This window comes from Nitrospira sp., from assembly GCA_015709715.1.
Lineage (GTDB): Bacteria > Nitrospirota > Nitrospiria > Nitrospirales > Nitrospiraceae > Nitrospira_A.
In genome coordinates this window covers 333937-349015 of sequence record CP054184.1, presented here as the reverse complement: position 1 = coordinate 349015, position 15079 = coordinate 333937, and the positions used below count along the sequence as shown (strand labels likewise).

Sequence of the window (15079 nt, the reverse complement as noted above, 5' to 3'; positions counted from 1 at the left end):
GCAGCCTTCACCCGCCGCATGCTTCGCCTCGTCACCGGCCCATTCCATCCCACCCTTGAATCGTCGCTCGTCCGCGACCTGCGTCTCCTGAAGCAGCGAGATCCTCGGGCTGCCATCGCACTCGTCGTGCCGTCCGATCAGCTGCGCCGCTCGCTCAAGCGGCTGCTCGTCCTCACGCACCGCTTGCCTCTGCTCAACGTGCATGTTCTCTCCTTCCACCAACTGGCCTTGCATTTGGATCGTGAGCGGCAGACGAATGCGGTTGGGAGGAGTTCCTCGTCGCTGGAGTTGGTGGGGGATATATTCTTTGAACGATTACTTGAGCAACTGGGGCAGCGCGACGTACCCCACACCGAAGCCCTGCGCCTAGACCGACTTCCGCCGGGAGCCTGGCCCGCACTTTGGGCCAGTCTGCGAGACCTCAAGGATGCGGCGGTGGATCCTCCTGTGGCGGTGCGGGCCGTTGAGGATGGACTCTTCCCCTCGGAGGATGGAGAAAAGCTCAAGGGGTTATTTACCTTGCAGGCAGCCGTCCGGGAAGCGGGGAGGGCGTTGGGTGTCGGGCTGCCGGATGACTTGGCTGCGGCGATGAGCGAAGTCGTCCAGGACTCGTCGTTCTTGCGAGGGCTCACGCGGATTTCATATTACGGCTTCTATGACCTCACCCAGACCCAGCTCACTCTGCTGGAGCGGTTGGCGGCTGCGTACGAGGTGACGGTCTATTTCCCGCTCGGATCGACTCCCTCCTATGACTTCGCGCGCCAGTTCTTGGAACGGCACCTTTATCCGCTCGCCGGCGCGGAGGTCGGAGAGCAGACCGAGCTGCCGATGGCCGTGAGCGTCATCCAGGAGAAATCACAGGTATCGGTTGAAGTCCGAAACGCGGCCGGCGTGGAGGATGAGGTGGCGTTGGTCTGCAAACAGATCCTCGACTTGATCGAGACTCACAACTACCGATTCGACGAGATTGGGGTGGTGGGGCGGACCCTGGCTCCGTATCAGGTGGCGCTGGCACGGGCCTTCGACCGCCATCGCATTGCCTACCAGACCAGTGCGACGGTTCCCCTGTTGAGAGAACCGTTGGTTAAGACGCTCCTGCACCTGGCAGAACTCAAGGCCAATGGGCTGCATCGACCGTCCATGCTGGATGTGCTCACCTCTCCCTGGAATCGAGCGCTCGCAGCCCTGGCTCACCGCGCCGACCCACGTCCCGATCTCTGGCGCCTGGCGCTAGAGGCCCTGGGCATCGTACGGGGTGAGGAGGAGTGGCAACGGCTGGCACAGCTCGGAGGGGTGGTGAGGTATGGGCGAGGCGAAGGCGACGAGGGCGATCGCGACGAACTCGGTTCCTTGGCGATCGACCGGCCGCAACTCCAGCTCCTGTGGACCCATGTGGCTGCGTTGATCGATGACGTGAAACAACTTCCCGCTGAGGGGGGGTACGGCGAGGTAACGGACGCCTATCTCGCCTTGGCGATGAAGCATCTCCTGCTGCCCGACAACGTTTCGCCCGATGCCGTCTTGTCTGAAGACATCGACCAGGCCGATGTCGGCGAAGCCCTCTCACGCCTCATCGCGCAACTCCGGTCGCTGGATCGATTGGGGGTGACGGTCAGCTGGCGCGAATGGGTCGAGGTGTTGGCACAGATGCTCGATCGGACGACCTCTGCGCAGGCTGACGCGGCTGAATCCGGTGTCCAGATATTGGATGCGATGGCGGCACGCGGCGTGGGGTTTCGCGCCCTCTTCGTCATTGGGCTCAACGAGGAACTCTTTCCACGCTACATCCATGAGGACGGGTTTCTGCGGGATCATCACCGCCAGGTGCTGAACGAGACGCTGGGCTACAAGATCGATCAGAAGCTGCAGGGGTACGGCGAAGAGGCGCTGCTCTTCGAACTGCTCCGCGACTCCGCGCAGGAGCGGCTCTATCTGTCCTATCAGCGAGCGGATGCCACGGGTCGTCCGCTGACGCCGTCCTCCTATCTCGAAACGGCTGGCCTCCAACCCCATGGCGTGGGGCTCACGGTCGACCTGGCGCTGCCGCGCCGATGGTCGAAACGGGGAGGGCAGGCGCTGTTCACACCCGCGCTGCTGACCCAAGAGGAGTTGACGGTGAATGCGCTATTGCGCGGGCAGGATGCGTCGTCGCTGCTGGAGGCGACGGGGAGGGAGGCTGCGCTGTTCAGTCGCGGATTGGCGGCGCAAGGCATTCTCGAACGGTACCAGACTGGGCTTCATGGGCACGATGGGATGCTGGACGATCCCGTTCAACTCTGGGCCAAGGGTAGCCGGGCCGGCTTTTCACCCACCGCGTTGGAAACCTATGCCCGTTGCCCGTTTCAATATTTTGCGTCTCGCGTGCTCGGCGTGGAATCCCGGCAGGCCGGCTCCTCCGGAGAACTCGAACCGGCGGCCCTCGGGCAGCTCTGTCACGACGCCTTGCGGCTCTGTTACCAGGCATTCATCGGCGAAGGACAGCCAATCGGCGACTTGGCCCAACAGCGGATTGCAGAGGTCGTCGAACGGTCGGTGGGGCAGGCCTTCCAAACCTACGCATCGACTCACGGTACAGGCTATGCGTTGATCTGGCAGCTCGCTCAGGAGCAGGTGACCAGAGTGGTGTTGGCGACGTTGGAGGCGGATCACGAAGCCGCGCGTGAATCAGGATTCCAGCCAATCGATTGCGAAGTGGAGGCGAAGGGGACCCTTCCAATCAATGAGGGTGTCGAGCCCACCCTGGTGAAGGGCCGTTGGGACCGGGTGGACCGCCACCCCGAATCCGGTGCTCTGCGCGTGATCGATTATAAGTACCGCGCGAACAACCGCGTGGAGGCCAAGGATCGCAACTTGCTGCAAGCCAGCCTGCGAGCCGCTCGCCTGCAACCGGCCCTCTACAGCCTGATGGGCGCTGCGTCCTCGACGGAGGAGCCATCCGGTTCCAAACCGGAGCAAGTGGACTTTCTCTATCTGCTCCCCGAGGGCAGCCCACCGGTGGAGCGGGTGTCTTTCCCCACTTCGGCCTGGAAGGGAGCGGCAGGGCAGGCATTGACGGGAACCCTGCGCGTCATCCTGACTGGTATCCGCGAGGGTCGGTTCCATATTCTGCCGGACGCCTACTGCAGCTACTGTGAGTTCGCCGCGGCCTGTCGGCGATCGCATCAACCGACCTGGTGGCGCGCCTATCGATCTGCTGAAGCTGGGGGCCTGCGCAGTCTCCGAACGTTGAAGGTGCCGCGTGAGTGAGCCGCTCTCCATTCCCGATCAAGAGGCGCGGGAGGCGGCGGCCACGACCTTCGACCGGAACGTGGTGGTCATCGCCGGAGCCGGCACGGGAAAAACCACGCTGCTGGTCAATCGGCTCCTCTACTTGCTGATGCGGCGGCCCGATCCGCTGGCTCTCTCCAGGATCGTCGCGTTGACCTTCACCAACAAGGCGGCCGCGGAAATGAAAGTTCGGCTGCGGGAACGGCTGCGCGCGTTGGTGAACGAGCGGGATCGCGAGGGCGAGGCTGCGGGGGGAGGGGCGGTGTCGGTTGCCGATCTCCGCCGGCGGTACGGCTGGACGATCGATGAGATCGTTGCGCGCGCCGAGACGGCCTTGCGTGATCTCGACAAGGCGCAGATCGGGACGCTGCACAGCTTCGCCGCCCATCTCCTGCGGCTCTATCCCATCGAGGCGGGCGTCGCGCCCACGTTCAAGACCGATGAAGACGGGTCGCGCTTCGACGACCATTTCGCCATGGAGTGGGATCTGTGGCTGGATTGCGAATTGGGGGCGACCGGACGCGACCATGCCCGTTGGCGGACCCTGCTCAAATCGTTCCGGCTCCAGGAGTTGTATGAGCTGGCCTATGGCCTCCACAACGACCTGATCGATCTGGAGGGATTGACAGCGCAGGTGAGAGAGGGAGAACTCAGCGTCGGTCTGATGGACTGGTTCGCGCAGAAACACCGGCAGGCCGAGGCCCTGCTCCTTCGATACGACAGCCCCAAACGGCGCAAGGTCGAATCGATGCTGGCCGCGCTCGTGCAGCTCTATGGCCTGCTGCTGGATCGCGGATTGACCGGCCCTGAGGCCCTGTCGTTGGAGGCCCGGGAGGCGCTGGAGAAGGATCTGGGGACTGCCCCGACCGGATGGACGGACGACGACTTCGACGAGGTGAAGGCGCTCCAACGGGTGGCGCTGCGCCTGCTCAGCGTCGACCATGGGGTAATGGAGGAGGTGCTCGAGGTGCTCGTGCCCTTCGTGCAAGCGGTACGCCTGTCGTTTCGCAATTCAGGTTGGCTCACCTTTGACGGATTGCTCGCCAAGGCCCGAGGATTGCTCCGCGACCATCCGTCCATCCGAGAACAGTTGAAACGCGAATACCGCGCCCTCTTGGTCGATGAGTTTCAAGACACCGATCCGGTGCAATATGAAATCGTGCTCTATCTGGCCGAACAGCTCGGCCGGCAAGCCACGTCCTGGCGCGAGGCTCGGCTGGAAGAGGGGAAGTTATTCATCGTGGGGGATCCGAAACAGTCGATCTATGCCTTTCGGCGCGCCGATATCGAGGCGTTCGACCATGTGGTCGCTCGATTGGAAGATGGCGGGGCGTTGCGCTGTGAGTTGGCGACGAATTTCCGCAGCCACCAGTCCGTGCTGGAGGTCGTGAACGGGGTGTTTGATGCCTTGCTCGTGGCGCAGCCCTCGGTCCAGCCGCCGAACGTCCCCTTGGCCGTGCAACCGAACCGCACCAGCCCCTTCCGCAACGCAGGGGTCGAATTGCGTCTGGTCAGGGCGGATCAGGACGATGACTTGGATTCCGCCGCTGCAACGAGAGTGGAGGCGGAGCAGGTCGCGCTCCTGATCGCTCGTCTGCTCACGGAAGCTGAGGAAGGCGCGGGTGCCGCAGGGTCCGAGTCCGGTCTGCGGCCCGGCCACATCGCCTTGCTGTTTCGAAAATTGACCCAGACGGAACCGTATTTGGAGTCTCTGCGCCGGCAGGGGATCGACTTCACGATCGATGGAGAAAAACATTTCTACTGCCGGCAGGAAGTGATCGACCTGGTCAATCTTCTCCGCAGCGTGGCGAATCCCCATGACGGCGTCGCCTTCCTGGGGATACTGCGGGCACCTCTCGGGGGCCTGTCCGATCAACAGCTCCTCGAACTCCGTGAACGGGGCGCTTTGGACTACCGCCGGATCGACCGGCTCTCCGGCTGGGACCATCCGCAAGCCGAAACGATTGGGCGACTCTACCGGATTCTGTCACAGTTGCACACCGAGGCTCCGCTGGTGCCGTTGCCGGAGGCGGTCGATCTGCTGTTTCAACGGCTGCCCCTGCTGGAGCTTGCGGCAGCGTCGCTCCACGGCGAACAGGCTGTCGCGAACCTGCTCAAGGTTCGACGGATGGCGGAGGACCTGGCGGATCGTCCCGGCCTCTCGCTGACGGAGTTCGTGGGGCTGTTCATCACTCGGCTGGAAGAGCAGCCTGAAGAGGCGGAGAGTGCCCTGGCCGAGGATACGCTGGATGCCGTGCGAATCTTGACCATTCACAAGGCCAAGGGTTTGGAGTTTCCAGTGGTGATTCTCGCGGGGCTGCATCACGGGGACGGCGCGTCGCGAGGGCCGGCTGGGCCGGTGATTTGGCATGATTGGTCCACCGGTGTGCAGGGGGTGGAGTTTGGGGACCGGTGCAGCATCGGGGCCGTGCTGGTGGCCGAAAAGGCCCGGGTGCGTGAGCAGGCGGAGCGGCGGCGCCTGTTCTATGTCGGCATGACGCGGGCGCGTGAACGCCTCGTGTTGTCCGGGGCGCTGCCCAAGCGGCGGGTGCGCGGCGCGTTGCTCGATCTCCTGGAACGGGCTGTCGGCTCGGAGTTGGGGCTGGCTGATCAGGATGCGCTGTCGGTGGGGCAGGGTGCCTTCCGGCAGGTGGTGGTACCAGGCGAAGACGGTCCGCCGGCGCGGCAGAGGCCTCGCTCAGCCGAATGGGAGCCGGGAGTCGTCGACCAGATTCTCATGGATCGCTGGGCGGAGCGTGATCGTGTCTGGGCTGAACGACGGTCGGAAGCGCTGGTGGTTTCGCCGTCCGACTTCATCGAGAAACTTACCGTTCCAGTGAAGGGGGTGCCACGCAGTCGTGAAGAGGCAGTGTCGGGCAAAGCGGTCGGCACGCTCGTCCATCGTCTGCTGCAGCATTGGGATTTCGCCGGTGATCCTGCCCGGCAGCTGGCCCAGCTCGATCAGCCTCCGCTCCTGCCGGAGGCGGAAGCGGTACGTACGATCCTCGCCACCTTCATCGATTCACCGGCCTACGAACGCCTTCAGCGCGCCACGCTGGTGGGGCGGGAGGTGCCGTTCCTAATCCCCTGGAACGAGGGCCGGCAGATCCTGGAGGGGGTGATCGACGTCCTCTACCGCCTCGATGGTCGGCTCTGGATTGCCGACTACAAGACGGATATGATTCCGCGCGATCAGGTCGAGGCACGGGCGGCGCTCTATCGAGAGCAGGCGCGCCTCTATCGCCGGGCGGTCGAGACGGCGCTTGGCGAACCGGTGGCAGGGTTTGAGTTCATCTTCCTGCGACATGGCTTGATCGTGCCGGGGTAATGGGAGGATGGGTCACGTGAGGAGGAAGGAAGGATGAAGGCTCTCGTGTGGATGGTGGCTGCGGCGACCTTGACGGTCGGCTGTGCGGGAGGCCGGACCTCCCAGGTGCAGACACTGCGTGCGCCGGTGGGCACCGCGGCGGTGATCGGGCAGCAATTGGAGGAAGGCAACCAACTCTTCGCGCAAGCGGATTGGGAAGGAGCCAAGCGGGTGTACCTGGCGACCATTCAGGCCGATCCCGCGTTGGCCGAAGCCCATTACAATCTCGCCTTGGTGCTGGAGCGTCAGGGCGACAAGGTCGAAGCGCGCAAACACTATGTCGCGGCGGCGAACCTGGCTCCTGGAAATAAGGTGATTTGGAACGCCCCGCCGCTGCGAAAGTATGACGGAGACCTCGAACTCAAGAAGAAGTCCTTCATGGACGCCTCTCCCCGGTAGCAGTCTCGCTGCGGAACGGTTTCTTGCGTTGAAAGGCGACGGCCAGAATGACCGTCCCGGCCACGATCATGGGCAGGCTCAGCAGCTGCCCCATCGAGATCGAGCCGAACAGAAAGCCGATCTGCGCATCCGGCTCGCGGAAAAACTCGACTACGATCCGGCAGAGGCCGTAGCCCACCAAAAACGCCCCGAAGATCGTGCCCGGCGGCGGCAGCCGACGCGTCAGCAGCCAGAGGACGGTGAAGAGCAGGAGTCCTTCCAGGAGCGATTCATAGAGTTGCGAGGGATGGCGGCAAGCCGGCCCGCCTGCGGGAAAGACCATGCACCAGTCCACGTCGGTGGGCCTGCCGTAAAGTTCGCCGTTGATAAAGTTGCCGATTCGCCCCAGCCCGAGACCAACCGGGGTCACACCGGCAGCGAGGTCGGCAATGGTCAGAATGGTGATACCCTGCCGCCTGGCGAAGAGTACCAGGGCGATGATGGTCCCGATCAAGCCGCCATGAAACGACATGCCGCCTTCCCACACCGCAAAGATCTTGAGCGGATTCTCCAGGTAATAGGACAGGTTGTAGAACAACACGTAGCCTAGCCGCCCCCCGGCGAAGACTCCCACCGCGGCGTAGACGATCATGTCGTAGACCTGATCCTTATCCATCGGGAGCTTCTGCGCCCGCGCCCGCGCAAGGATGATGAAGTAGGCCAGCGTGAGGCCGATCAAATACATCAGGCCGTACCACCGGAACTGCAGGGGCCCCAGCCGGAGAAAGACGGGGTCGATGTCGGGATAGGGGATGGTGCGGAACCAAGACAGCATGGGAGACTCCACAAATTTTCGCGATCTTATGTGAGCGCGGCCGGCATTGCAAGGCGCGGTGCCTTGGGTTATGCGCACTCGCCGATCCTGTGAGGCGTCCAGTTGAAGAGCCCGCAGCTGTCGCTTTTCTGAAACGGTTGTCGCTAAACAATGTTCACAAAACAGCACCGTTTATGAGACCCGACTAATGCAGCCGTGCAAAGCGAAATATTTTGGCCACATTTTCATGAGCGCGATGTGGCATGGTTGATGCTCTCTTCCTGAATAGCTCTCGCCGGAGGACAGTGGACAGTTAACCTTGTTACACAAAAGGGGAGGAATCACGATGTCTACCAAGGGGCGTGAGGCAGCGAAGATTGCGGCGATCATCGGCGGCGGCGCGGTCGTGGGGGCGGCCTTGGGCCTGCTGTTCGCACCGAAGACGGGTGCCGAGACGAGGCGCGATGTGGCACGGTATGCCAAACGTGCCCAGGTGCAGGCGACGCGTTTCGGCCGGTCGGTGAAGACCGGGGTCTCCAACGTGATGGAACGGAGCAAGGCCTTGGTCAAGAAGGATGAGCAGAAACCGATGGGCCAAGCCGCCTAACACGTTCGGCTCAATAGGCTCAGGAGAAGTGCGACGCATCGGCCTGTCTCGCGGGGGACAGGCCGTTTGCGTTCTGAGACGGTCAAGGCGTTCCGGCGGCTTGACCCCCCAGGACCCCGATGTTAGATTTCGCCCCGCGTGCGTTCGCTGCCCGAGTGGCGAAATTGGCAGACGCAAGGGACTTAAAATCCCTCGGGCCCAAAAGGCCCGTACCGGTTCGATTCCGGTCTCGGGCACCAATATCAACAACTTACGCGCCTCCTAAACCTCGCGAGTTTGAGCACTCCTTCTGACAAATCGGCTTCGGACACGATAGCGTAGCGGCGATAGACGCTTTCCGTTTTATGACCGGTGAGCTTCATCGCCGCTGAGCGGGAGACTCCGGCCCGCTTCAGATTCCTCACGGCGGTGCGCCGGAACTCATGCGGGATTCGTCCCACGATGCCTGCCGCCCGCCTTACAGGTGATTCTCCAGGCCTTTATTGGCGTTGCTGCCACATTATTGGGTCCAGTTCTTCGAGGTGCCCGAACGGGACCTGACGACCTTCATCGTTCTTGGTCGTGCCGGGTTCCAAGCGGACGATTCCAGAATGCAGGTCCACTTGCCGCCATGTCAGGGGTATGACTTCGCTTCGGATGCGCCAGCCCGTGTGGTAGGCGAAGATGACGATGGTTTGAGGTCCTCAGGAAGAGGCTAGAGCAGGAGCCGGAACTCATCTTCTTCCAAAAACCCCGTCCGAACATTGTTCACCGGCACGGTTGGGATGGGTGGCCAGACGGCCTTCCCGCTCCGTTCGGCCAGCTGAAAGACACGGCGGCAGGGCCACGGCATCTTGGTGCTTCTGGGAAGGGAGCATTCCCGAATTTAGGGACCGCGATGGCTCAGGAAATTATCGGACTACCGGTTCGCCTTCCTTCCCCAGATCGTCGTCTGACTTCCCGTTGTCATCGTCATAATCCCTAATTCGCATTTCCTTTCGGGTCTCAGCACGGCGCAGTTCTGCCGCTATCACGCGGTCGAGCCGGGCGATTTCGTCTTCCGCGAACGCTTTGACCGGTTCCCGTTCGTCGGTCAGCCATTCCTTCAGTGCTTGCTTCCTTGCACGATAGGCTTCCGCAAGGCCCCATTCGCCAGTGACCACGCCGGTGGGACCCAAGCTCCGTCTCTAAGATCCGGTCATAGATATCGGACCGGCCGCTCAGGGCCAGACCGTTGAGAAAGCTGGGAAGGAAGTTGCGGAGGTTGTCCGAAGCCTCTGTCAGGAACCGGCTGGCTATTTCGGGCTTGCGCTCACCCAACTTGCGGATGAATTCTCCAAAAACCGGGAAGGTAGCAAGGTCATTCGACCTGGTTTCCGCGCAACGCGCAAGCAGGTCGAACCAATCGCTCTCGTTCGCCGCATTGATCTCGTCAATGTAGCGCTCGGTTTCCCTGCGCCGATATTCGTCGCTCCCGTTGTAGTCGAACTTCTCGCCTGTCCAGTGACCGGGGTAGACAGACTCAAACCCTACCAGAGCCTTGTATCGAACAAGCTGCTCATCAGCGTTGATTGCGTCGCGAAACTTAACGATGGCGCAAGCGAGCGCCTCTGCTTCAGCCTGACAACCGAACCGATTTTCCGGGTCGACGGTAAGCTCCTTCGCCCGCATAAAGTCGTAGAAGAATCGGTGCTCTAAGTGCTGCAGGATCTCGTAACTCGCAGTCTTAATGCGTTCTGTCACGAAGTCGACAATGCGTGTTGCATCCCTGAGCGTAGTGACCTGAAGTGGGTTGGAGTAGTGCGCGTGATTGGGGGTCCGTGTAGCGGCGTCCAGAGCTGAAAGAACTGCGCGCTTCTGCGCATCGTCGGTCGATCGATCATAGGCTGCAAAAAGAGCTTTGATCGCCTTGTCGCGCACCTCCATGAGCTGATCGGATACGGGCACAGCTCCCCTGCTCAAGACTACGGAGTCTGCATTCCAATTCGTGCCGGCAATATCTGATTTAACTACTTCAGCCCAGACTGTAAGAGCGATGGGCCGAATATTGTCCAACTCCGCATCGTTCATGCCGGCCAGGTGATCCACCAGTGCCATCTGGAGTATAGGGCCTACCCGATTGTAGGCGTCGATGTTGTACTCGGCCAGTTTCTTGACGGCGTTCACAATTTGCTGGCGAATATCTTCACTTAGCTCGCCCCGATAGATATCGATAAGCAATTGCAGAGTTCCAACAATGTCGGCGTAGCGTAGACTCCCAACGATCTCGACGACAAGCTTGGTTACCGCATCGGCTTTGTAGCCCTCCATATTTCCGTAGGATGTTTCTATCGGAACGGGATCCGTGGTGCGTGCGGCTTCGACTGCCTTCAACAAAGGACCTTTCAATCCCTCGTAGGCAGCCGGCAGGTCGTCGTAATTAGGAATAGCGTAATCTTTCAGTCCAGACAGAATCTCGTAACGCCTGTTGTTGTTCTGCGCATTATCCAGCAAGTTAGCGATGTTCTTGTCGAAGAGTTCCTTGCCCTGGAGAAGCCGTTCATGATCCTGCTGGACTTTCTGAAACTCATAACCAGCCTGGATCAGGTAATCCTGACCTTCCCCCCGAAAACTAGACCATTGGTTTGGAAGTTGCCCTGTGTTGAGATGGGCCCTACAGGAGGGGGCCATGACACGGAAACGGCACACGGAAGAACAGATCATTGCGGTACTCAAAGACGCCCAGGCGGGCATTGGGGTCCCAGAGCTCTGCCGCAAACACGGGATCTCGGATGCCACCTTTTATAAGTGGCGGGCGAAATATGCCGGGCTCGAAGTGAGTGATGTGCAGAGGCTCCGCCAACTGGAAGACGAAAACCGGCGGCTCAAACAGATGGTGGCGGACCAAGCGCTGGACATCCAAGCGTTGAAAGCGATCACCGCAAAAAACTGGTAGGGCCCAAGGCGAAGCGAGCGGCAGCTCAGTGGAGCACCGAGCGCTTTGGGCTCAGTCAGCGACGGGTGTGCCGGCTCCTAGCCCTCGATCGCCAGACGCTCCGGTATCGCCATCGACGCCATGAGGATGAGGCGTTGCGAACCCGGGTCCGGGAGATTGCCGAGCATAAACGGCGGTATGGCTGTCCCCGGATCTACGTGCGCTTACGGCGGGAGGGCTGGCGCGTGAACCATAAGAAAGTGGAACGGATCTATTATCGCGACGAAGGGCTGTCGTTACGGCGACGCCGGCGGAAGAAGCTCACGGCCGTCCCCCGCGTCGCGCTCCCGCGGCCCACGCAGCCAGGGCGCTGTTACGCCTTGGATTTTGTGCATGACCGGTTGGTGACGGGCCGGCGGTACAAGTGTTTGACGATGACCGATCTCTGCTCCAAAGAGGTCCCCGTGATTGAGGTCGATGTGTCGATCGGTGGGGCACGGGTGTGTCGGATTTTCGATCGGCTGTTTCTGACTCGCCCGCTGCCCGAAACGCCCTGGATAACGGCCCCGAATTCGCAGGGACCGCGCTGGATGCCTGGGCGGCACAGCACGGCGTGCAGCTCCGCTTTATTCACCCGGGAGGTGCAAAACGCCTTTGTCGAGAGCTTCAACGGCAAGTTTCGCGATGAATGTCTCAACGAGCATTGGTTTCTGACCCTGCAGGAAGCCCAGCTCGTGATTGAAGCGTGGCGGTGAGAATACAACGAAGAACGGACCCATAGTGCGATCGGAGATGTGACACCCCAGGAGTTCATTCGTAACCATCAAGCCGGGGCCTATCGGGCACAGGACTCAACAACCTTGGCCGTGGTGTAATAAACGGGGGAAGGTCAAGCGAACCTCGCATATTCTGGAAGGTGTAGGCGATCCTCACGAAGCCGAACCGTATAGTGAACTGCGCGATATCGCGCTTCTTGGTTCTCCGGGGTGGGGTGATGGATCTTAGTCGAGTTCGGCTCGATCTCGAAATTTTCGTGGATCAGTGGCGAATTAAGGAAACGATTAACGTGGTTATTGGTGTAGAAGATGAGTCGGGCGCCAGCGAGATCCCGCCGGTCATGCTCCAGCGTCTGTGTGTCTAATTTGTCCGATTCGGCCAAGCGGCGCCGCAAGCTTTCCATCCCTTTAGCGCGGTACTGGATTGACTGAGGACGAGGAAGATGTTCGGCAGCTATCAACGCCTTCTCTAAGATGAAGCTGACCGTTTTAGCGAACGCTTGATAGGTCGAAAAATACTGCTGTTCGTAGTCGTCGTTCATCACAATCGAATCTCAAGGAAGTCTTTTCACTTTCGAGACTATCGAGATCGGACTATAGTGCTCCTAGGCACCAATTTCGAGGCTTTCTTGGCATGAATCTCTAGGCTTAAAGAAGCAACGATTTCTTTCGAACGCCAGCTTGCGACCACCAGTGGAAGTTGTCGGTTCCGGTTAAACCAACAAGAAGTACGCTCCTACTTTGACCATATAGATCAAGTGAAGCGGGGGCTGCGCCCCGATCCCCTCGGCCGTCCGGTCCGTGGACCCGGAGCGGCCGGCCAGCGGGCTGCAGTGGGTAGAGGTTTCGCATCGTTGGTCGTTTTCACAGTCTCGTATCCTTTCCCTTTTCCTTGGTTTCGGCGAAAGAACGGGCATAGAGGACGGCCGAGCTGGCGCATCACCGCCTTTTCAGAGAGTGAATGGACGCCTTGTTTCGCTCTCTAGTCGGCCCCTGATTCCATGGTGCCCCATCATCTTTTGAATCCTCGTTGAAATCAGCGGCCGACATTATCCGGCAGCAACGACCACTAATACCTCTTCCATCTGATACAAGTTGTTGACGAACGGTGTCGAGTGCTCTGCGCAGGTTTGTCTGCGGAGGGCAAATTCTTGCCTAGGGCAGAACCCTGTACGAGGGCAAGCCCACCTTGTCTTGAGCGAACTGCCCCTGCCTCGATCTGGAAACAGATTGTCTTATCAACTAATTGTGAAGATGGGTCTTCCCAGACGGTCCGTGATTTCCGGGCATGGATGAGGGCATTGGCCTTGCTCTAGAGCGCGCACGAGTGTTCGGCCAGGACCTTCGGTGGAGAGCTGCTGGCAGAACAGAGTATCGCGGTGTATGGACCCATATGGGGCAAGGGGGGCTTGGCATGAAGAAGCTGCTGCTGATCGGCATGGGAGCGCTGTTGCTGACGGGCTGTACCATGGACGGAAGGAATCCACGGGTTGGTGTGGGCGTATCAGTCGGAAATCCTGCCCCGGAACCGGTGATTGTGGCGACTCCGAAAGGCGGCCCTCCGTCTTGGGCGCCAGCTCATGGGCGGCGAGCGAAGGAGGTACGCTACCGGTATCAGTATTATCCGGCGAGTGGCGTGTATGTGAATGTCAGCACCGGCAGCTATTTTTACATGAATGGCAGAGGGGGCTCCGGAAATTCGGACAGTGTGATCAGTGGTAGCCTGGCTTCAGCAAAGCCACCGCGAGGTGGCGACACAAAGGAGCGAGGTAATGAAGAGGACGAGACGGAACCACGGAGCGACCTTTAAGGCCCAGGTGGCCTTGGCCGCAGTCAAAGGTGACAAGACGGTGGCCGAGTTGGCCGAGCAGTTCAGGGTCCATCCCACCCAGATCACCGAATGGAAGCAACAGCTGCTGGCTCGGGCGGCGGATGTGTTTGGCGGCTCAAAACCGCCGTCGGAGGCGCCGGATCTCAAGACCCTGCATGCCAAGATCGGGCAACTGACCCTCGAGAATGATTTTTTAGAAGGCGCGCTCACCAAGGCGGGCTTGCTGAGCGCAAAGCGATGAGTGATCGCACCCATCCATTACCGATCGGGCGACAATGCCAGGTGCTGCAGCTGGCCCGGTCGACCGCGTACTACCAATCGAAGCCTGTCTCCGCCGCGACGCTGGCACTCATGCGCCGGATCGACGAGCTCCATCTGCAGTATCCGTTTGCTGGCGCTCGCATGCTGCGGGATTTGTTACGGCAGGAGGGCCATGCCATTGGGAGACGACAGGTCGCGACGCTGATGCGACGGATGGGCATCGCGGCGATCTATCGGAAGCCGAGGACCAGCCAGCGGCATCCTGCCCATCGGATTTATCCCTATCTGCTGCGTCAGCTGACGATCACGCGGCCGAATCATGTGTGGGCGTCTGATATCACGTACATTCCGATGCGGCGTGGCTTCGTGTATTTATGCGCGATTCTCGATTGGGCCAGTCGCCGGGTGTTGGCGTGGCGGCTGTCCAACACGTTGACCACAGACTTCTGCGTGGAGGCGGTACGGGAGGCAGTCACCCGGTATGGCACACCCGAGATCTTCAACACGGATCAAGGCTGCCAGTTCACCAGCCAGGAATTCACCGGGTTTCTCAAAGACCAGGGTATCCAGATCAGTATGGATGGGACGGGACGGTGGCGGGACAATGTGTTTGTCGAACGGCTGTGGCGGAGCCTCAAATACGAAGAGGTCTATCTGCACGCGTACGAGACCGTCCGAGACGCCCAGGACGGGATGGTACGGTATCTGACCTTCTATAATCAGCTCAGGCCGCATCGCGCGCTTGACGGACGCACGCCCGATCGCGTGTACTGGGAGAGCGTGCCTGCACGGCCTACGGCCGCGTAGGCGTACACCGCCCGGCACCACTTAGGAACTGAAAGATTCTGTCCAAAGAAGCGGAGCCATCTCAGGCGGAAGTTGGCA

11 protein-coding genes, 1 tRNA gene and 1 pseudogene are annotated in these 15079 nt (G+C 60.7%); 8 read left to right on the top strand and 5 right to left on the bottom strand.

The window, feature by feature from the left end:
- Nucleotides 1–18: 18 nt before the first annotated feature.
- The 3 genes from HRU82_01600 to HRU82_01590 are packed head-to-tail and all read left to right on the top strand — an operon-like array spanning nt 19 to nt 7033.
- Nucleotides 19–3246, top strand: coding sequence for an exodeoxyribonuclease V subunit gamma (locus HRU82_01600; GenBank protein ID QOJ33720.1), 3228 nt, complete (start codon nt 19–21; stop codon nt 3244–3246).
- Complete coding sequence (locus HRU82_01595) at nt 3239–6595, top strand: UvrD-helicase domain-containing protein (protein ID QOJ33719.1); 3357 nt, start codon at nt 3239–3241, stop codon at nt 6593–6595. The genes HRU82_01600 and HRU82_01595 overlap by 8 nt, the downstream gene beginning before the upstream one ends.
- Before the next feature lie 33 nt (nt 6596–6628).
- Nucleotides 6629–7033, top strand: a complete 405-nt coding sequence (locus tag HRU82_01590; protein QOJ33718.1) for a tetratricopeptide repeat protein — start codon at nt 6629–6631, stop codon at nt 7031–7033.
- Here HRU82_01590 and HRU82_01585 read toward each other — a convergent pair.
- Nucleotides 7011–7826 carry a prolipoprotein diacylglyceryl transferase gene (locus tag HRU82_01585; protein ID QOJ37075.1) on the bottom strand — a complete coding sequence of 272 codons (816 nt, stop codon included), beginning with the start codon at nt 7824–7826 and terminating at the stop codon, nt 7011–7013. The genes HRU82_01590 and HRU82_01585 overlap by 23 nt on opposite strands.
- 346 nt (nt 7827–8172) lie before the next feature.
- On the opposite strand from HRU82_01585, the gene HRU82_01580 reads away from it, so the two are divergent.
- The gene (locus tag HRU82_01580) at nt 8173–8433 is read left to right on the top strand and encodes a YtxH domain-containing protein (protein ID QOJ33717.1); all 261 of its coding nucleotides are present in this window, start codon (nt 8173–8175) and stop codon (nt 8431–8433) included.
- A gap of 149 nt (nt 8434–8582) precedes the next feature.
- Nucleotides 8583–8672: transfer RNA gene (locus HRU82_01575), tRNA-Leu, on the top strand.
- A gap of 240 nt (nt 8673–8912) precedes the next feature.
- Here the strand turns inward: HRU82_01575 and HRU82_01570 are convergent.
- The 3 genes from HRU82_01570 to HRU82_01560 form a co-directional block, all read right to left on the bottom strand.
- Nucleotides 8913–9104, bottom strand: a complete 192-nt coding sequence (locus HRU82_01570; protein QOJ37074.1) for a tyrosine-type recombinase/integrase — start codon at nt 9102–9104, stop codon at nt 8913–8915.
- A 23-nt stretch (nt 9105–9127) separates the two neighbouring features.
- The gene (locus tag HRU82_01565) at nt 9128–9265 is read right to left on the bottom strand and encodes a hypothetical protein (GenBank protein QOJ33716.1); all 138 of its coding nucleotides are present in this window, start codon (nt 9263–9265) and stop codon (nt 9128–9130) included.
- 152 nt (nt 9266–9417) lie between these two features.
- Complete coding sequence (locus HRU82_01560) at nt 9418–11082, bottom strand: hypothetical protein (protein ID QOJ33715.1); 1665 nt, start codon at nt 11080–11082, stop codon at nt 9418–9420.
- Between HRU82_01560 and HRU82_01555 the strand changes: the two are divergent.
- Nucleotides 11081–12201 (top strand): annotated as a pseudogene (locus HRU82_01555) (IS3 family transposase). The gene HRU82_01560 and the pseudogene HRU82_01555 overlap by 2 nt on opposite strands.
- Nucleotides 12202–12215: 14 nt before the next feature.
- Here HRU82_01555 and HRU82_01550 read toward each other — a convergent pair.
- A complete protein-coding gene (locus HRU82_01550) occupies nt 12216–12644 on the bottom strand; it encodes a hypothetical protein (GenBank protein QOJ33714.1) in 429 nt (142 codons plus the stop codon).
- A gap of 872 nt (nt 12645–13516) precedes the next feature.
- Between HRU82_01550 and HRU82_01545 the strand changes: the two genes are divergently transcribed.
- Nucleotides 13517–13912: a hypothetical protein gene (locus HRU82_01545; protein ID QOJ33713.1), complete on the top strand. Its 396-nt coding sequence runs from the start codon at nt 13517–13519 to the stop codon at nt 13910–13912.
- Nucleotides 13875–15001 (top strand): IS3 family transposase gene (locus tag HRU82_01540; protein QOJ33712.1). Its coding sequence is split into 2 segments (ribosomal slippage): nt 13875–14130 and nt 14130–15001, totalling 1128 coding nucleotides; the frame shifts between segments, so codons are not numbered across the junction. The genes HRU82_01545 and HRU82_01540 overlap by 38 nt, the downstream gene beginning before the upstream one ends.
- Nucleotides 15002–15079: the final 78 nt, after the last annotated feature.